Below are 17353 nucleotides of genomic sequence, written 5' to 3' on the forward strand. Positions count from 1 at the left end.
TGGGTGTCCAGACTAACGCGTCGACCGGTGGAACCTGGCAGGCGTCAGCCACGAACGATTCGGCGGAGTTTGCTCACCCGATCGGCGATCTCTCGCTCGTTGCCGTGTGCGGTGGGCTGGTAATAGTCGACACCCACCAGATCGTCCGGTGGATACTGTTGCCGCAGAACACCATCACGTGTGTCGTGCGGGTACTTGTATCCGACTGCGTTGCCCAATTGCTCGGCACCCTTGTAGTGCCCGTCACGCAGATGCTGCGGTACCAGTCCGGATTTTCCGGCGGCCACGTCGGCCATGGCCGCACCGAGAGCGGCGATCACCGCACCCGATTTGGGAGCCGTCGCCAGATGAATGGTGGCCTGTGCCAGCGCCAGACGAGCCTCCGGCATACCGATCAGCTGCACTGCCTGGGCAGCGGCGGTGGCAGTCTGCAGCGCCATCGGGTCCGCCATGCCGATGTCCTCGCTGGCATGAACCACCAGACGCCTCGCGATGAAACGAGGGTCTTCGCCCGCGGTCAGCATCCGAGCGAGGTAGTGCAGGGCGGCATCGACGTCGGAGCCGCGAATGCTCTTGATGAAGGCGCTGATGACGTCGTAGTGCTGATCTCCGGCACGGTCGTACCGAACCGCGGCCTTGTCGACACTGGCCTCGACGGTCGCTAGGTCGAGCACCACTGGGCCCGAAGAGTCACCGGCCGTGTCCAGTGCAGCTCCGGCAGCGGCCTCGAGTGCCGTCAGGGCTCGGCGTGCGTCACCGGCCGCCAGACGAACGAGGTGTTCCATCGCGTCGTCGTCGATCGCGATCGCTCCCCCGAACCCGCGCTCGTCGGCGACCGCACGCTCGAGCAGTTCCTGGACATCCGCAGCGGTGAGCGATTGCAGTTGCAGGACCAACGAGCGCGACAACAGCGCGGAGACGACCGAGAAGGACGGGTTCTCGGTGGTCGCGCCGACCAGGAGCACGATCCGGTTCTCGACCGCGGCGAGCAAGGCGTCCTGCTGGGTTTTGGAGAAACGATGGACCTCGTCGATGAACAAGACGGTCTGTTCGCCGTTCAGCAGACGACGGCGGGCAAGTTCGATGACACCGCGGACTTCCTTGACGCCGGCGGACAGGGCAGACAATGCCTCGAACCGACGGCCGGTAGCGCCCGAGATCAACGACGCGAGCGTGGTCTTGCCGGTGCCGGGAGGTCCGTACAGGAGGACCGATGCAGCGCCGGACCCCTCGACCATTCTGCGCAGCGGAGCACCAGGGCCGAGCAGGTGCTGTTGACCGACAACTTCACCGAGAGTGAGGGGGCGCATGCGGACAGCCAGAGGAGCACCGGGTGGCACCGAGGACAATGCGCGCTCGGCGACAGACACGACATCGGGTTCGTCGACGATCGCGGATTCCTCCGGAGTTGCCTCGAACAGGCCGTCTTCCGCCACCACGCCGTCTTCCGCCACCACGCCGTCTTTCGCCCCCACACTGTCTTCCGCTTGCCAATCGCTCACGAATCGACGCTACTAGAGACCACCGACGCCTGACACAACCCGCAGTTCCGCCAGCCCTCACGTCCTCGGCAAAGGCGCTGTAATAGCGTTGTCGCCATGAGCACCTCCGAGATCGCCACCGTCCTCGCGTGGCACGATGCACTCAACTCCCAAGACATCGACACACTTCTGCAGTTGTCGAGTGACGACATCGAGGTAGGCGGCCCCAAGGGCGCGAGCCAGGGACTCGCTGCCCTGCGCGAGTGGGCCACCAACGCCGGCATCACGCTCGTCCCCGGGAAGATGTACGTCCACCATGGCGTGGTCGTCGTCGAACAGACCGCAACGTGGGCGGCCGAACCGGACAAGTCCGCGACCCTGGCCTCGGCTTTCCGAGTCGTGGCCGACCAGGTGACGTCGACGTTCCGCCATCCTGATCTGGCGACGGCGCTCGCGGCGACGGACCTGTCCGAGAACGATCTGGTCTCCGACAACTGAGCGGACTCGACCGAAAAAGGGCGCTCGTGCTGCATGCACGGGCGCCCTTCTGCGTGTGATCAGTCAGAGACTCAACTGAACTCGGTGCGCAGCGCCGCCACGACGTCGCGGGCGTGTGCCTCGACGGCGTCGTTGCCGGCGAGCTTCGCCGAACGCGCGAGCCTTGCCCAGCGGCCCACCAGTGCGTCGGCGCGTGGAATCGAGAGATAGTGCTCGCGGACAGCGGCGATACGTGAATGATCCTCGGGCAGGTACAGATAGGTGCTGAGCCAGACCCAGATGAGTTGGGCCTCGACGATCCTGCGCCCCAATTCGGCCTCGTCGGCCAGGGCCGGCCACATCCCGACGACCTCGGCCCGCCAGGCATCGACCATCGCCGACGCCCGCTCTTCGGTCAGGTCGATGTTGCACAGGCAACCGGGGAACGACACCAACGCGTAGGTGATGTCGAGGAGGGCGTCCCGGTAGCCACCCCACTCGTAGTCGAGGAACTGCACGCCGTCGTCGTTGACGATGATGTTGTCTGGGCACAGGTCCGACGGACTGAAGGCGCGGAATCGACCGCCACTGAACAGTGTCTGCGCGTGCTGAACCTGCTCGAGAATGTCCGAACTCACATCGATGCCGAGACTTTCCACCAACATCGCGGGAACACCGGCCACTGCGCGTCCCACCTGATCCGCCACTTCATCGGAGCAATGGGCGACCTCGGCTCGACGCAGCAGTGCGGTGAAGTCGTCCTCACGGCCGACGGTCGCGGCGTGCATGCGCCCCATGGCCTGCGCCATGGCCATCAGCGTGTGAGTGACGGTGTCCGGGTCGGAGTCTTCGAGTCGGACGCTGATTGCGGTGGCGTCGCCGAGATCACTCAGGATCAAGAGGCGAGCATCGAGGTCGGACGCCAACAGTTCGGCGCCGGGGCGTGCGTCCTTGGCAAGCGCGTTGGCGAACTGATACGACACCGCTTCACGAAGGAAAGCGGTCTCGACGTCGAAGTCACCTTCGGACGCGGCGGGGAGCGCAATCGCGGTTTTGGTGGCTCCCTGGAAGTTGTCGCGGACCTGCTTGATCACCAGCGTTCGAGGCAGCGAGAACGGGTTCTCGGCGACACGTACGCGTAGCACGACGGTGCGGCCACTCCCCCCGAGATCGACTGGATCCACCAGGGTTACGGGTGCCCCTGTGCGGCGTGTCAGCAACTGCTCAGCAGCTGCGACGACTTCGGAAACGGGGTCTGCCAGTAATGCGGTCATCACCGACCAACTTACCCGTTAGTGACTCCGATCATGCCCAGCTCATCCACTCACAGCGGCGAATTCAAGCTCTCACAGCGACAGAAATTGCCGCCTACCTGCGGTGATGACAAAAGTCCCTAATCGCCACACCGGCACACAGTTCTCGCGAGAATTCTGCTGTCGGTGAGCAGAACTCCGAACCGGCGATGTCATGGAGTTTTGTCCTCGTCGACAAATCGAGAAATGCCTTTCAACGCTGCTTCGAATTCCTCGTCGGCCCGGGTTCTGACCCAGAGGACGAGCACGCAGGCAGTGACGATCCCGACCAGGTTGACAGCCAGTTGCAGCGACGACAACCCGGCGATCCGCCATTCTCCGTTTGCTGCCGCAACTACCGCGAAACCGGCGGCAGGAACCGTGGTGACGGAGATGAACACTCCGACCAAGGCAGCGGACTTCGACGAGACGAGTGCCAGCATTCCAGCCGCACCGGCAAGAAGCGCGACGACAAACGAGATGGGCCCGACCTTGTAGACGAAATCGACCTCGTGGAGCGATTCGAGACTCACGACGTCCATCCACCCGAAGAACTTCACCACGAACGTTGCGGCGAGAGTCACGCCCATCGCGATGGGGAATCCGACGGCGAGCGCGAGAATCGAACGTCGACGCAACCGTCGATCCCGCCGTACGAGTGCCACAGCCAGCGCGGCCAGCGGCCCGAACTCCGGGCCGACGACCATGGCGCCCACGATCGTGATCTGAGAGTCGGTGACAACGCCGATTGCCGCGAGCAGACATGCGATCGTCAGGAACGCGACGAACAATCCGTTGAGAGTTGATTCTTCCCGAGTGCGGGACAGCAATTCCTCCCACACGACGGAATCCGCGGGATCACCCGGCACGTCGCGCTCAGCTTTGCGCGCCGCCGCCGACAACACCGTCTCGACTGGTACGAGCGTCATTCCGCCGTCCTCGGCGACGCCGAGAGCGGTCAGAGCATCGACGACGTCGTTGGCCGCCTCACGGGCGACGTCGGCCTCCACCATGTCGCCGGCGGGATGAACCGCGACATCACGTAATACGACGATGTGTGTCGCGCCCCGCTGCGACGCGAGCGCACCGAGAACTTGCTCGGTGCGCTCGGTCGGGCAGATCACCCGCAAATGCAGCATGGCGATCCGGTGTCGGCTCTACTTGGCTTCGACGGTGTCGCCTTCGGACTTCTTGTCCTCTGACTTCTTCTCGGGCTTCGCATCAATACCCGATTCCTTGCGCTGCTGCGCAGAAATCGGTGCCGGAGCATCCGTCAGCGGGTCGACGCCGCCACCGGACTTCGGGAACGCGATGACCTCACGGATGGAATCCATGCCGGCGAGGAGTGCGGTGATGCGGTCCCAGCCGAAAGCAATTCCGCCGTGCGGAGGCGCGCCGAAGGCGAAGGCGTCGAGAAGGAAGCCGAACTGCTCCTGCGCCTCTTCCTCGGAGATACCCATCACCTTGAACACTCGTTCCTGAATGTCCTTGCGGTGGATACGAATACTGCCGCCGCCGATCTCGTTGCCGTTGCAGACGATGTCGTAGGCGTAGGCGAGAGCGGAATCCGGATCGGTGTCGAACGTGTCGAAGAACTCCGGCTTCGGCGACGTGAACGCATGGTGCACGGCGGTCCAGGCGGAGTGGCCGAGAGCAACGTCACCGGATGCAGTGGCGTCGGCGGTCGGCTCGAACATCGGAGCGTCGACGATCCACACGAAGGCCCACGCGTCGGGATCGATGAGATCCTTCTTGCGGGCGATCTCACCACGGGCAGCGCCGAGGAGAGCGCGCGTCGACTTGGTCGCGCCCGCTCCGAAGAAGATGCAGTCGCCCGGCTGGGCTCCGACGTGAGCGGCCAGGCCCTCACGCTCGGCGTCGGTCAGGTTCTTGGCAACGGGACCACCGAGAGTGCCGTCTTCGCCGACCAACACGTACGCCAGGCCCTTGGAGCCGCGCTGCTTCGCCCACTCCTGCCAGGCATCGAGCTGCTTGCGCGGCTGGCTTGCACCACCGGGCATCACGACGGCGCCAACGTATTCGGCTTGGAAGACGCGGAAGGTCGTGTCCTTGAAGAACTCCGCGCACTCGACGAGTTCGATACCGAAACGCAGGTCCGGCTTGTCGCTGCCGTAACGACGCATTGCCTCGTTGTAGGTCATGCGATCGATCGGCGTCTTGATCTCGTGGCCGACGAGCTTCCAGAGCGCCGTCAGGATTTCCTCGGCAAGCAGGATGATGTCGTCCTGGTTGACGAAAGCCATCTCGATGTCGAGCTGAGTGAACTCGGGCTGACGATCGGCGCGGAAATCCTCGTCGCGGTAGCAACGCGCGATCTGGTAGTAGCGCTCGATGCCGCCGACCATGAGTAGCTGCTTGAACAGCTGCGGGCTCTGCGGCAGTGCGTAGAAGCTACCGGGCTGCAGGCGTGACGGTACGAGGAAGTCACGGGCACCCTCTGGCGTCGAACGCGTGAGCGTCGGAGTCTCGACCTCGACGAACTCGTGGTGCGCGAGAACGCCGCGCGCTGCGGCACTTACCTTGGAACGCAAGCGAATTGCGGATCCGGGCCCTTCACGACGCAAGTCGAGGTATCGGTACTTGAGGCGTGCTTCTTCGCCGACCTGATCGTCGAGCTGGAACGGCAGCGGTGCGCTTTCGTTGAGAACCTCGAGTTCGGTGGCGTTGACCTCGATTGCTCCGGTGGGGATCTCGAAGTTCTGGTTGCCCTCGGGGCGAACCTCGACCGTTCCGGTTACGCGAACGCAGTATTCCGCGCGCAGACGGTGCGCCTGCTCGGCCACGTCACCTGCCCGGAAAACTACCTGCGCAACTCCGGATGCATCACGGAGATCGATGAAGATCACTCCGCCGTGATCACGACGCCTGGCTACCCAACCGGTGAGCGTTACGGTCTGCTCTGCCTGCTCGGGTCGCAATGAACCGGCGAGATGTGTGCGCAGCACGGGATTCCTTTCGAACTACTTCCAATAACCGATGACCGACTACTTTGCCTGCGATCCTACGGAGCGAACTGCGCAGAGCGGAAACGCGGACCCGCATCGCATGCGAAGCTATCTCCAGAAGTGACGGCAAGCACTTGTTCACGACAGCAGAAAGCGGACATAGATGACCTTCAACGAGGGGGCCCGCGGCGAAGCGGGACGCGTTCAGGTTCAAGGCGGCGGGGGCGGCGGTGGCCGCGGCGGCAAGATCGCGATCGGCGGTGGCGCGGGCGGCATCATCGTTCTGATCCTGGCGCTGTTGTTCGGCGGTGACCCCGGCTCACTACTGGGCACGTCCACCGAAACTTCGAGTTCGTCGACCGGACTGTCGTCGGTCGACGAGTGCACCGGCGCTCAGGCAAACGCCGATGTGAACTGCCGCGTCACACTGACCGTCGGAAGCCTCGACGACGTTTGGGAACAGCAGTTGGTCAAGCAGACCGGCACGGCGTACGTGCGACCCGAAGTCATTCTGTTCAGCGGTTCGGTCAACACCGGTTGCGGCCAGGCGTCGAGTGATGTCGGTCCGTTCTACTGCCCGGCGGACCAAACGGCGTACTTCGATACGAGCTTCTTCCAATTGCTCGTCGACCGTTTCGGTTCCAGTGCCGGACCGCTCGCACAGGAGTACGTGGTCGCTCACGAGTTCGGACATCACATCCAGAATCAGCTCGGCGACATCGGCCGCGCGCAGGCCGACCCGCAGGGTGAGCAGTCGGGTGCGGTTCGCACCGAACTCCAGGCCGATTGCTACGCAGGCGTCTGGGCGCATTTTGCCGACACGATTCCCGATCAGGCGACCGGTCAACCGTTCCTGAAGCCCTTGTCAAAAGACGACATTCGCGACGCGTTGTCCGCCGCCTCGTCGGTGGGCGACGACCGTATCCAGAAGTCCACGACCGGTCGGGTCAACCCTGAAGGCTGGACACACGGATCGTCGGCACAGCGTCAGGCGTGGTTCATGACCGGATACCAGACGGGCCAGATCTCGTCGTGTGACACGTACTCGGCGCGGGATCTGAACAATCCGCCCGATCTGAAGCGGTAGAGAACCCCCGAAATACCATCCCGCCGACAATTTTTTCTGTCTTGACAGATCTAGTTGTCGGTGGGATGGTTTTCTCATGTTGGAAGTTGCAGTCATCGATCGCCCCGCAGCTGCCGAGGCCTCGCTCGATCCGATCCGCCAACGGATTCTGGCTGAACTGGCAGTTCCGGCATCAGCATCCTCGCTGGCACCCCGAGTGGGTTTGACGCGCCAGAAGATCAATTACCACTTGCGCACTCTCGAGGAACACGGACTCGTCGAACTCGTCGAGGAGCGCAAGCGGGGAAACATGACGGAGCGGATCATGCAGGCCAGCGCCGCGTCGTACGTCATCTCCCCCGCTGCAATGTCCGCGCTCGCGCCGGACCCGAGCCGGTTCCCGGATCAGCTCTCGGCGCGCTGGCTCGTCACTCTCGCGGCGCGGATCGTCCGAGAGGTCGGCGAACTGATCGCCGGCGCAACTGCGGCCGGAAAACCGTTGGCGTCCTTTGCCATCGACAGCGACATCACCTTTGCCACGGCGGCCGACCGCGCCGCCTTCGCCGGCGAACTCGGCGAGTCGGTCAACTCGCTTGTGGCCAAATACCACGACGGCAATTCCGAAGCCGGGCGCAAACACCGCTTGGTTGTCGCCCTGCATCCCAGTCTCACCACACCCCACGTCACCACACCCGAAACGGAGCAGTAGCGATGTCCGAGAAATTCGAAATCCGCCGCGAGGTGGTCGTCCCCGGAACTCCCGAGCAGATCTGGGCCGCAATCTCGGCAGAGACGGCCGGCTGGATGTTCCCGTCTCCGCTCGAAATCCCTGCGGACGGCAGTAGTCCGGACAGCCCGATCATCGCGACGTGGGAGCCGCCCCGCGAGCTAGCCATCCACATGCAAGGCCCCGACGGCTGGTTCAACAACCTCGAGTACGTCGTCGAGGCCCGCGACGAGAGCACCGCCGTTGTCCGCTACGTCCACGCCGGAGTGTTTGCCGAGGACTGGGACAACCAGTACGACGGCGCGAGTAAGCACACGGACTTCTACCTGCACAGTCTCGGCCAATACGTGCGGTACTTCGCCGGCAAACCCGTCACCTATGTCTCAGCCGAAGGCCCGGAATCCTCGTCCTCGCCGCAAGCGATGGGAACGCTTCGCAGCGCCCTCGGAATCACCTCGGGCACCGCTGTCGGTGACGCCACGTCGGTGAAAGTCCCCGGAATCGGAACCGTCGACGCGATTGTCGACTACATCAACGACTGGTTCATCGGCTTGCGTACCGAGGACGCATTGCTGCGGTTCTACGGACGAAACGCCTTCGGCGGCACCGTCGACGCGGCCCACCACCTCTTCGCAGAGGGCGCTGACGGTGGATCAGCAACGACAGCGTGGCAGGCCTGGCTCGACGGCGTGTTCGCCTGAGTCGTCACACTCCCCGCTCTGCTGACACGCGACCGTCGTCGATCGCGGTCAGCAAAGCGGCATGATCGCGTGCGTTGCGTTTGGCGTAGGCAGCCGCGAACTCCCCGATCGCGAAATCGAATTCGGTTCCGTCACCGAGATATTCGGCGATCGCAATCCGATCGGACGAGCGAGCATGCGCATAGGCCAGGACCCTCGCGCATAGTCGCCCGTAGAGTTCCATCCCTTCAGGTTTCATGGTTTCGATGACCGCTGATCCCTTGCCGTCCCGAAGTTGGCGGATGTAGAAGTCGTGCTCATCCTCGTCGAGTCCCGGTCCGCGCTCCCACCCCAGGAAGATGTCACTGGTGGCCTGCATCAGGCGCTGCCCGTTCACTACTCGTTCGCCCTCGTTGGAGAAGGTGGGGCCATCGACGTACGCCGAGAGAACGGACGGCTGCGCCTCCTTGACCTGCAGGATCAACGGATCGTCGTCGTCGACGCCTTTCATCAGGATCATCCACGCGCGCGTTCCGACGCTCCCGACACCGACAACTTTCCGCGCGATGTGCGTCATCTCGAAGCTTTCGAGCAACACCCGACGGTCCCACTGCAACGTGCTTCGATAGGAACGAACGCGCTGACGTAGCAACTCCTCGATCTGAGTGAGGTCGGTGCCCGCGAACAATTCCTCTGCCGGCACGATCAGCGGCGGGTCACTGATGAACCGCCTTCTCCCGTCGACGATTTCGGTGAATTTGCCGGCAGCCTGAGCGCTGTCTCGGCGACGAGCCTTGTCCAACGTCGCCTGGGTCCGCTCGAGCATTCGCTTCTTCAAATCGACGCGAAGTTCTTCCAGTCCGTCTTCGGGTGCGATGTGCGCGTACCAAACTGCGAGGTTCCCCAATCCTGCCTGAGCGATCAGGGTTTCGCGATACTCGGCCGCACACCCGCGAACGATCTTCTTACGCTCTTTGCCGGAGTATCCGTTGTCCTTCGCTGCGATCGCCAAACTGGCGGCCAGCCGTTTCACGTCCCATTCGAACGGCCCCGGGTACGTTTCGTCGAAGTCGTTGATGTCGAACGCGAGCTTTCGCTCGGGCGTCGCATAGATACCGAAGTTGCTCAGGTGTGCGTCGCCGCAGAGTTGGCTGTTCAGGCCGGAATCAGGGCTTCGGGACAAGTCGTCCGTCATCACCAGGGCAGCACCACGGAAGAACGAGAACCGGGACGCCGACATGCGCCCGTATCGGATGGGCACCAGGTCCTGTACCCGCGACTTCGCCTGCAATTCCAGCAGTGATATCGGATCGCGGTCACTCTCTGTCAGATCCGCGAGCGCGGCCAATGGCGTATCTCTACGCGCCTGGCGGCCGCGCGCCCGCCTCTCGTCGACAGTGGGATGCTCGGTACGCACTGCTGTCATCTGCCCGACCTTTCACTCGCAACGGCTATCGCTACGAACTCGACGCGTCGGGCGTCGTTCGGCCTCCTGATCCGCGCGCTGCGCGTACCAGGAGTTCCGGACTTGACACCAACGCCTTGCGCCACGGAAGTACCCCGTCGATCTCGATCTGAATCGACAGGCTCAACACGGTCCGAATCAGAACGATCATGCCCAGAACTGCGGCGTCGGTCAGCGACGGTGAAGACGTCACAGTCTTCACCAGATCAGCGGCGACAAGGATCTCGAGCCCGAGAAGGATGACCGCACCCATCGTCTCGCGCAGAGTGCGAAACGCTGAACTACCGTCGCGCGTTCGACTCCAGGCGCGCCCCGCGATCACGAATGCGAACACGAACCCGAGGACCATGGCGACAACACCGAGTACTTCGAACCATTCGGTGACAAGCTCGAAGAACCTGATTTTGTCCATGATCATGATTCTCGAGGTAATGCACCGATAAGTCGAGGTGACACGACGGAGTCAGCTGAAGATCCGCTCGATGTCGTCGAGTCGCAGCTCGGTCGCGCGAGGAGAATAGCCCGAGCCCCACAGGCTGTCGTCGACGTAATGGACGTTCCCCGAGCGGACAGCGGGAAGACGCTCCCAGAGCGGGTTCATTGCCAACTGCGCGCGGACGTCCTGCTGGTCCTGGAATGCACCCACGATGATCACGTCGCTGGTCACCTGATCGAGTTGCTCCGCTGTGAGTGTGCGGGTGAACTCCTCCGATGTAGCTCGATCGCCCGGGAACCCGAGAGCATCGAGAAGAGCGTCGACCTGGTTGTAGACGACACCGTTCTCGCCGGTACGCAGCAGCGTCACCGACGGTAGCGAGCCGAGGGCCGAGAGCCGATCCTTGATTGCGAGGAGGCGCTCTTCCGTTCTCGCGTTCAATTCCGCAGCAGCTTCTTCGCGTCGGACCGCGACGCCCATCGAGGTGACCAACTTCTTCATCTCGTCCCACGTGAGGTACCCGTTGAAGCCGGCGAACACTGGAACACCGGTCGCAGAGAGTTCGTCGTAGGACTTTGCCGCATAAGCATTTCCGGCGGTCAGGAGCATGACGATCAGATCTGGCGACGCGCCGATGATCGCTTCCTTGTTCCACGTTCCCGCCGTGCCGAGGTTCGGGATGTTCGCCGCCTCCGGCATCGTGCGCAACACCGCGTCGCCGCCCACCCCTTCGAGACCGAAGAAGCCGCCGACGATCTTCTCCGGCGGCACACCGAGGTCGAGGACCGTCGCCATGGCGCTGACGTGGGCGATGACCATTCGCTGCGGATCCGACGGAATCTCGACACTGCCCGTCTCATCCTGCACTGTGACGAGACCACTTGGCGCCGAGCCGCTTTCGTCGCTGCTGCACGCTGCCAGCAAGGTCGCGGCTGCGACACCGAGCCCGGCGCCGAGGAATCCCCTGCGTGTCAGCGCATCGACGATGCGTTCCCACTGCTCGTCTGTATCGAGTGTGGTGTTATCGAGTGCGGGCGTCAGGCAGATTGAGTTCGGCACAGTTCGGTCCATTCGTTCGAGCGGTCGAAGATCTCCTCGATTGTGGCTATCGAACCGTCGAAACTGAACAGGATTTCGAGCCGACATCTATCGCTGTCCGGTCACACCTTCTTGACGACACTCGACTTCAATTGCATCGGTCCGATGCCGTCGACCTTGCAGTCGATGTCGTGGTCGCCAACGCCCTGGACAAGGCGGATGTTGCGCACTTTCGTACCTGACTTGATGCCGGTCGGACTGCCCTTCACCTTGAGTGTCTTGACGACCGTCACCGTGTCTCCGTCCGCAAGGATGTTTCCTACGGCATCTTTCACCACACCCAGTTTCACCACACCCGAGTCCTCGCCGGCACTATCGGTCGGCGCCCACTCGTGCGCGCAGGACGGGCAGACCATCAACGCGCCCATCTCGTAGGTGTATTCGCCGGCGCATTCGGGGCAAGGGGGCAAGGTTTCTTCCACGCGGTTCATCCTATCCACCAGGCACCCGATCCCCATTTTTGCATTTCATGAGGCATTCTTGGGCGAAATATTGCATTCGATGAAACTTTGCACTCTGTGCAATTATGGATGAAATGGGAACCGAAACTCTCGGATTGCGCGAACGAAAACGAATTGCGACGAGGCAGCTGATCGAGCACACTGCCGTCGAACTCGTCCTCGACCTCGGCTACGACGAAGTGACTGTCGAGAAGATCTGCGAGGCCTGCAATCTGTCGACCCGCACGTTCTTCAACTACTTCCCCACCAAGGACGCAGCGATCGGTGGGCTCATGCTCGTCGTGCCAAGTGAGGCAACCATGCTCACGCTCATCGGCGAGCACCCGGACGATCCGCTGCGCGGCGCCCTCGCGGTATTCGAGGCGGCGATGCAGATCGTCGACGAGCGACCCGATCTGCTCGCGCATCGACGCGAATTGTTCGAACGTCATCCCACGCTGTTGCAACAACATCTGGCCACCTTCCACAATCTTGAAGACACGCTCACCCGGATCCTCACGCGGGAGTTGTCGCACAGAACCGAGTATCGCCGCCTGCACTCGGATACAGCCGCTGCCGACGAAGCCACGGCAACGGTCATCACCGCAGGCGCCGCGATGCGTTACGTCTTCCGAAAATGGCAGAACAGTGAACGGGCAAGCCCCAGAACCGACTTGCTTGATCCGGCGCTACTCCTGATGGCTCGAATACTCAGGTCCGAGAGCTGATCCACACTCTCTCGCACCAGCTGTCACTCAACTAAGGAACTACATGTCCACTCGAGAAGCTGCGACCGTCGAGCCCGACGGCACGCATACCGATACCGAGGCCGCGCCGGACAAACGGTCGATCATCCTCGTTTTTGTCGGGCTTATGATCACGATGCTTCTGGCATCGCTCGACCAGATGATCTTCAGCACCGCGCTCCCGACCATCGTGGGTGAATTGAACGGCGTCAACCACATGGTCTGGGTGACGACGGCATACATCCTCGCCTCGACCGTCATGATGCCGGTGTACGGAAAACTCGGTGACCTGATCGGCCGCAAGGGCCTCTTCATCGGCGCCATCAGCATTTTCATCGTCGGTTCGGTGATCGGCGGTCTGTCCCACGACATGACCACACTCATCGCTGGTCGAGCCGTGCAAGGACTCGGCGGCGGCGGATTGATCCTGCTGTCCCAGGCGATCATCGCCGACGTCGTCCCGGCCAGGCAACGCGGCCGGTACATGGGTGCGATGGGCGGCGTGTTCGCACTGGCTTCGGTTGCCGGCCCCCTTCTCGGTGGATGGTTCACCGAGGGCATCGGCTGGCGCTGGGCATTCTGGATCAACATCCCCCTCGGGCTCCTCGCAATCGCGAGCGCAATGGCATTCCTTCACCTGCGGAAGCCGAACCTCGGCAAACCTCGCATCGACTATCTGGGAATGGTCCTCGTCGCAACGGCCGCAACCTGTCTGATCCTGTTCACCACCTGGGGCGGCAACACCTACGCCTGGGGGTCAGGCGTCATCATCGGGTTGATCATCGGCTGCATCGTGACCGCAGTGGCGTTTGTCTTCGTCGAGAAGCGTGCTGACGAACCGGTAATTCCGATGCACCTGTTCGCTCAACGAAACTTCGTGTTGACCACGGTCGCGGGTCTGATCATCGGCATCGCGATGTTCGGTGCGCTCGCATACCTGCCGACCTACATCCAGATGGTGACCGGTAAGAACGCCACCGAAGCAGGACTGATGATGATTCCGATGATGGCAGGCCTGCTGGTCGCCTCCATCGGATCCGGTCAGCTGGTCAGCAAGACCGGCCGCTACAAGATCTTCCCCATCGTCGGAACATCCATCGTCGCAGTCGCTCTCGTCCTGCTCTCACGTCTGACGCCGTCGACCTCACTGCTGGTCTTCGGTTGCTACATCGCACTCATGGGTATCGGCCTCGGCCTCGTCATGCAGATCTTGATCTTGATCGTGCAGAACACCTTCCCCGCGGCCGAAGTGGGAACGGCCACCGCGTCGAACAACTTCTTCCGTCAGATCGGTGCGTCGTTGGGCAGCGCGATCGTGGGCAGCCTGTTCGCCTCGCGTCTGACCAATCTCCTGGCCGAGCGACTCCCCGCGAATGGCGGCGCGGTCGGTGGTGACGAGAACTCCTTGACCCCGGGAATCCTCTGGAAGTTGCCCAGCCAGGTTCGCGAGATCATCGTCGGTGCGTACAACGACGCGCTGGCGCCGATCTTCCTGTACCTCGTCCCCTTGGTCATCGCGGCAGTTGTCCTGTTGCTCTTCGTCAAGGAGAAGCCACTCGCGACGACGATCGATCGCTCGGCACCCCCGCTCGAGTAATTGACTATCGTGGCGTGATGTCGCACGCACCGAATACGCCCAGACGCACTCTCGCTGTTCTGGGCGTATTCGGCGTTGTGGTGGTCGTAGCTGTCGCCGGCGCACTGTGGTGGTTCGCGCGCGGCGACGACGCTCTTGCCGGCGAGAATCTCGATTCGTTCCCGGCCGTCGACCACAGCATTCTCAGCGCTCAGCAGAGTGCGCTACTGGGCGTCCTCGAGCAGGAGTGGGAGTCAGGGAGTCCCGGCACCAAGTACGCCGAGGGCGTCGAGGAATCGTGGTGTGCCGATTTCGTGAGCTGGTCGATGAACCAGATCGGCACGCCGTTCTCGAACCCCAACTCAGGGTCGTGGCGCATCCCCGGGGTGTACACGCTGCAGGAGTATTACGAGTCCGTCGACGCGTTTGTCCCCTACGGTCAGGACTACCAGCCCAAGGTCGGCGACACGATCCTGTACGGCGACTCGAGCCCCTTCGGCCAACACGTCAACGTCGTTCTGGTCAACGACGGCGGCACTCTGACGACCGTCGGCGGCAACGAGAACAACAAGGTCATGCTCCATCGCATCGTCCCGTCGGAAGTCCCGGGGATCGTCGGGTTCGGCGTCATCTGAGCCACCCCCGCCGTCTTTGCGTGATGAAACTTGATTGCTGTGAGCGGCGAGATTTCCGAATGGGTTCAACCGTTGATTGGTGCGAATGGATCGACATTGTTCGGATAATTCCTTGTTTCCGTCGTCGACAGATATTCATATCGAACGAAGCATTAGAGCTGACAACTAGATTCATATCCAGCTGCCCCCTACCTCAGACAGGAATTCGATGCGCCCTGGTGAGCTGACCACCCTCGAGCAGATACAACTCATGGCCCGCGCGGCTGCTGCGCAGGCCATGAGTGCTCCGTCGATGCTCCGACTGCGGCTCGGCCGCTACCCCACTCGCACACCCGAGCTGCGCAAACGCCCACTCCCCGACACCAAGCTGTGCAGCGAAGCGCTCGATCACGCCAGAGGAACCCTCTCCCCCGCGGTCTTGAACCACAGCCTGCGCTGCTGGATCTGGGCCGACGCCTTCGCGCAGATCGATGCGATCGAGTACGACCCCGAAGATCTCTTCACTGCGTGCGCCCTTCACGATGTCGGACTGGGCGCAGAAGGATCGGCCGAGCACGGGTGTTTCACCTACATCAGTGCCGCAGACGCTGAAGAACTCGCGACCCGAGTGGGAACTTCGGAGAGGTCGGTACGGCGAATCGGCGAAGCGATCCGTCTACACATGGATCTGACCGTCGACCGCGGCGCGGGCGCTGACGCCTATCTACTGCATGCCGCAGCGCATTTCGACGTTGCCGGTCGGCGTGCGCCCGAAATTCCGCGAGCAACTGTTGATGCAACAATCGCGGAGTACCCGCGAACAGGGTTCACCGACGAGTTCGCGCAATCGATGCGGCGCGAGGTCGAGCTCCGTCCGCACTCTCGCGCGGCGACGCTCTGGAGATCGGGAATGGCCCTGCCGTTGCGTACCAATCCCCTGGATTGGAAGAGCCGGTAACTACGAAAAGTCCTCGAGCATTGCGGTTCGCGCCCCTCCGACGTTCCCGGTATTCACCACGCCGACGGGTTCGATCAACATCACCTCCGCTTCTTCCTCGGCGATCGGGCAATGTTCGACTCCGCGAGGTACCACGAACAGTTCACCGGGCCCCAGTGGAACATCTCCGTTTCGGAGTTGGATTCGAATCTGCCCCTTCGTCACCAGGAACATTTCGTCGGTGTCGGTGTGGGAGTGCCAGACGAATTCACCTTTGATCTTGACGATCTTGATCTCGTAATCATTGAGGACCGCAATCTTCTTGGGCGACCAGTGCTCGGTGAACTGACCGAACTTCTCGCGGAGCGATACCGCTGTTGCCGAACTGTTCATGTTGTTCCTCCCTCGGGCGCGACACCATCGCGATGACGACCCCGCCACTCTTCGTCACCCGAGGCAGCTGCGTCTTGTACGTTTCTGACATGGATCCCCGCGGCGCACAGATCACCGCGTGGGCACCGGGCCTCGCGGGAATCACCGAGGTCTTCCATGCCGATTTCGTCGGACACGCCTATCCCAAACACACGCACGATCAGTGGTCTCTGATGCTCGTCGACCGCGGCACGATTGCATACGACCTCGATCATCGCGCTCATGGCGCAGCACCCGAGATCGTGACTCTGTTGCCGCCAGGCATCGCACACGACGGAGTTCCGGTCACCGAGGCCGGATTTCGTCAACGAATCCTTTACCTCGACACGTCAGTTCTCGGCGAGGTCCTCATAGGCCCGGCGGTGGACAGCCCCGAGATTCGAGACCCTCTGCTGCGCCACCGCATCGATCAACTGCACTCTGCACTCGGCCCGGACGGCGAATCACTCGAAGCCGAAAGTCGCCTGAGGTTCCTCGCTGAAAGATTGAACGAGATCCTCACACCGGCCACAGGTCGATCCCGTCACACGCCGACCGTTGACGAACGCGTTGCCGATCAACTTCGGGACCTGCTCGATGCGCGACTCACAACGGGAATCACGATGCGGGAAGCGTCGAACATCCTGCAACGGGACCCCACGTATCTGATCAAGAACTTCGCGAAGCATTTCGGGCTTCCGCCTCACAAGTACGTGACGGGACGTCGAATCGATCTGGCGCGACGCGCAATCCTCGCCGGGCGCGAATTGGCGGACGTGGCCGTCGACGTCGGATTCCACGATCAATCCCACCTGTCGCGGCACTTCGTCAAGCATGTCGGGGCGCCGCCCGGTAAATACGCACTGAACGTGGTCGGCAGAGCGCGCTAGTCGAAGCACCTGGCACCGGTTTCCTCGAGCAGACACTGGTTCCGATCAGCT

General features: G+C 62.5%; 18 protein-coding genes. 9 read left to right on the forward strand and 9 right to left on the reverse strand.

Features of this window, described 5'->3' with window-relative positions:
* Positions 1–44: 44 nt before the first annotated feature.
* Positions 45–1391, reverse strand: a complete 1347-nt coding sequence (locus tag H351_RS18030; protein ID WP_420876502.1) for a replication-associated recombination protein A — start codon at positions 1389–1391, stop codon at positions 45–47.
* 207 nt (positions 1392–1598) lie between these two features.
* Between H351_RS18030 and H351_RS18035 the strand changes: the two genes are divergently transcribed.
* Positions 1599–1979, forward strand: a complete 381-nt coding sequence (locus tag H351_RS18035) for a nuclear transport factor 2 family protein (RefSeq protein WP_019748359.1) — start codon at positions 1599–1601, stop codon at positions 1977–1979.
* A 71-nt stretch (positions 1980–2050) separates the two neighbouring features.
* Here H351_RS18035 and H351_RS18040 read toward each other — a convergent pair whose 3' ends face one another.
* The 3 genes from H351_RS18040 to aspS form a co-directional block, all read right to left on the reverse strand.
* Positions 2051–3232 carry a protein kinase family protein gene (locus H351_RS18040; protein WP_024487255.1) on the reverse strand — a complete coding sequence of 394 codons (1182 nt, stop codon included), beginning with the start codon at positions 3230–3232 and terminating at the stop codon, positions 2051–2053.
* Between the two features lie 191 nt (positions 3233–3423).
* A complete protein-coding gene (locus H351_RS18045) occupies positions 3424–4389 on the reverse strand; it encodes a DUF389 domain-containing protein (RefSeq protein ID WP_019748357.1) in 966 nt (321 codons plus the stop codon).
* Between the two features lie 18 nt (positions 4390–4407).
* A complete protein-coding gene (gene aspS, locus H351_RS18050) occupies positions 4408–6216 on the reverse strand; it encodes an aspartate--tRNA ligase (protein ID WP_019748356.1) in 1809 nt (602 codons plus the stop codon).
* A 163-nt stretch (positions 6217–6379) separates the two neighbouring features.
* On the opposite strand from aspS, the gene ypfJ reads away from it, so the two are divergent.
* From ypfJ to H351_RS18065, 3 genes are all read left to right on the forward strand, one after another.
* Positions 6380–7303, forward strand: coding sequence for a KPN_02809 family neutral zinc metallopeptidase (gene ypfJ, locus H351_RS18055; protein WP_003945028.1), 924 nt, complete (start codon positions 6380–6382; stop codon positions 7301–7303).
* Positions 7304–7379: 76 nt separating this feature from the next.
* Positions 7380–7991: an ArsR/SmtB family transcription factor gene (locus H351_RS18060; protein ID WP_021332959.1), complete on the forward strand. Its 612-nt coding sequence runs from the start codon at positions 7380–7382 to the stop codon at positions 7989–7991.
* A gap of 2 nt (positions 7992–7993) precedes the next feature.
* Positions 7994–8710, forward strand: a complete 717-nt coding sequence (locus tag H351_RS18065) for an SRPBCC family protein (RefSeq protein ID WP_029255321.1) — start codon at positions 7994–7996, stop codon at positions 8708–8710.
* Positions 8711–8714: 4 nt separating this feature from the next.
* On the opposite strand, the gene H351_RS18070 is transcribed toward H351_RS18065, so the two are convergent.
* From H351_RS18070 to H351_RS18085, 4 genes are all read right to left on the reverse strand, one after another.
* A complete protein-coding gene (locus H351_RS18070) occupies positions 8715–10115 on the reverse strand; it encodes a DUF2252 domain-containing protein (RefSeq protein WP_019748352.1) in 1401 nt (466 codons plus the stop codon).
* Between the two features lie 31 nt (positions 10116–10146).
* Positions 10147–10566 (reverse strand): DUF1622 domain-containing protein, encoded by a 420-nt coding sequence (locus H351_RS18075; protein ID WP_007728052.1) that lies wholly within the window; start codon positions 10564–10566, stop codon positions 10147–10149.
* 51 nt (positions 10567–10617) lie between these two features.
* Positions 10618–11649, reverse strand: coding sequence for an ABC transporter substrate-binding protein (locus H351_RS18080; protein WP_235867799.1), 1032 nt, complete (start codon positions 11647–11649; stop codon positions 10618–10620).
* Between the two features lie 101 nt (positions 11650–11750).
* Entirely contained in the window at positions 11751–12110 is a 360-nt protein-coding gene (locus H351_RS18085; protein ID WP_029255319.1) for a zinc ribbon domain-containing protein YjdM, read from the reverse strand.
* Between the two features lie 113 nt (positions 12111–12223).
* Here H351_RS18085 and H351_RS18090 point away from each other — a divergent pair, with 113 nt between their 5' ends.
* The 4 genes from H351_RS18090 to H351_RS18105 all read left to right on the forward strand — a co-directional run bounded on the left by H351_RS18090 (position 12224) and on the right by H351_RS18105 (position 16022).
* Positions 12224–12856, forward strand: a complete 633-nt coding sequence (locus H351_RS18090; RefSeq protein ID WP_029255318.1) for a TetR/AcrR family transcriptional regulator — start codon at positions 12224–12226, stop codon at positions 12854–12856.
* Between the two features lie 43 nt (positions 12857–12899).
* Complete coding sequence (locus H351_RS18095) at positions 12900–14471, forward strand: MDR family MFS transporter (RefSeq protein WP_020969565.1); 1572 nt, start codon at positions 12900–12902, stop codon at positions 14469–14471.
* A gap of 14 nt (positions 14472–14485) precedes the next feature.
* A complete protein-coding gene (locus tag H351_RS18100; protein WP_029255317.1) occupies positions 14486–15085 on the forward strand; it encodes a CHAP domain-containing protein in 600 nt (199 codons plus the stop codon).
* A gap of 208 nt (positions 15086–15293) precedes the next feature.
* A complete protein-coding gene (locus H351_RS18105) occupies positions 15294–16022 on the forward strand; it encodes an HD domain-containing protein (RefSeq protein WP_029255316.1) in 729 nt (242 codons plus the stop codon).
* On the opposite strand, the gene H351_RS18110 is transcribed toward H351_RS18105, so the two are convergent.
* Complete coding sequence (locus H351_RS18110) at positions 16023–16394, reverse strand: cupin domain-containing protein (RefSeq protein WP_029255315.1); 372 nt, start codon at positions 16392–16394, stop codon at positions 16023–16025.
* Between the two features lie 89 nt (positions 16395–16483).
* Here H351_RS18110 and H351_RS18115 point away from each other — a divergent pair, with 89 nt between their 5' ends.
* Positions 16484–17302 carry a helix-turn-helix domain-containing protein gene (locus H351_RS18115; RefSeq protein WP_029255314.1) on the forward strand — a complete coding sequence of 273 codons (819 nt, stop codon included), beginning with the start codon at positions 16484–16486 and terminating at the stop codon, positions 17300–17302.
* The last annotated feature ends 51 nt before the right edge of the window (positions 17303–17353 follow it).

Source organism: Rhodococcus erythropolis R138 (assembly GCF_000696675.2).
Taxonomy (GTDB): Bacteria; Actinomycetota; Actinomycetes; order Mycobacteriales; family Mycobacteriaceae; genus Rhodococcus_F; species Rhodococcus_F erythropolis.

Bases quoted from the DNA above. Each gene is read 5' to 3' on its own strand.
- H351_RS18105 (WP_029255316.1), top strand. From the start codon at position 15,294: ATGCGCCCTGGTGAGCTGACCACCCTCGAGCAGATACAACTCATGGCC.
- H351_RS18065 (WP_029255321.1), top strand. From the start codon at position 7,994: ATGTCCGAGAAATTCGAAATCCGCCGCGAGGTGGTCGTCCCCGGAACT.
- H351_RS18070 (WP_019748352.1), bottom strand. From the start codon at position 10,115: ATGACAGCAGTGCGTACCGAGCATCCCACTGTCGACGAGAGGCGGGCG.
- H351_RS18115 (WP_029255314.1), top strand. From the start codon at position 16,484: ATGGATCCCCGCGGCGCACAGATCACCGCGTGGGCACCGGGCCTCGCG.
- H351_RS18040 (WP_024487255.1), bottom strand. From the start codon at position 3,232: ATGACCGCATTACTGGCAGACCCCGTTTCCGAAGTCGTCGCAGCTGCT.
- H351_RS18110 (WP_029255315.1), bottom strand. From the start codon at position 16,394: ATGAACAGTTCGGCAACAGCGGTATCGCTCCGCGAGAAGTTCGGTCAG.
- H351_RS18060 (WP_021332959.1), top strand. From the start codon at position 7,380: ATGTTGGAAGTTGCAGTCATCGATCGCCCCGCAGCTGCCGAGGCCTCG.
- H351_RS18090 (WP_029255318.1), top strand. From the start codon at position 12,224: ATGGGAACCGAAACTCTCGGATTGCGCGAACGAAAACGAATTGCGACG.
- H351_RS18045 (WP_019748357.1), bottom strand. From the start codon at position 4,389: ATGCTGCATTTGCGGGTGATCTGCCCGACCGAGCGCACCGAGCAAGTT.
- H351_RS18075 (WP_007728052.1), bottom strand. From the start codon at position 10,566: ATGGACAAAATCAGGTTCTTCGAGCTTGTCACCGAATGGTTCGAAGTA.
- H351_RS18035 (WP_019748359.1), top strand. From the start codon at position 1,599: ATGAGCACCTCCGAGATCGCCACCGTCCTCGCGTGGCACGATGCACTC.
- H351_RS18095 (WP_020969565.1), top strand. From the start codon at position 12,900: ATGTCCACTCGAGAAGCTGCGACCGTCGAGCCCGACGGCACGCATACC.
- ypfJ (WP_003945028.1), top strand. From the start codon at position 6,380: ATGACCTTCAACGAGGGGGCCCGCGGCGAAGCGGGACGCGTTCAGGTT.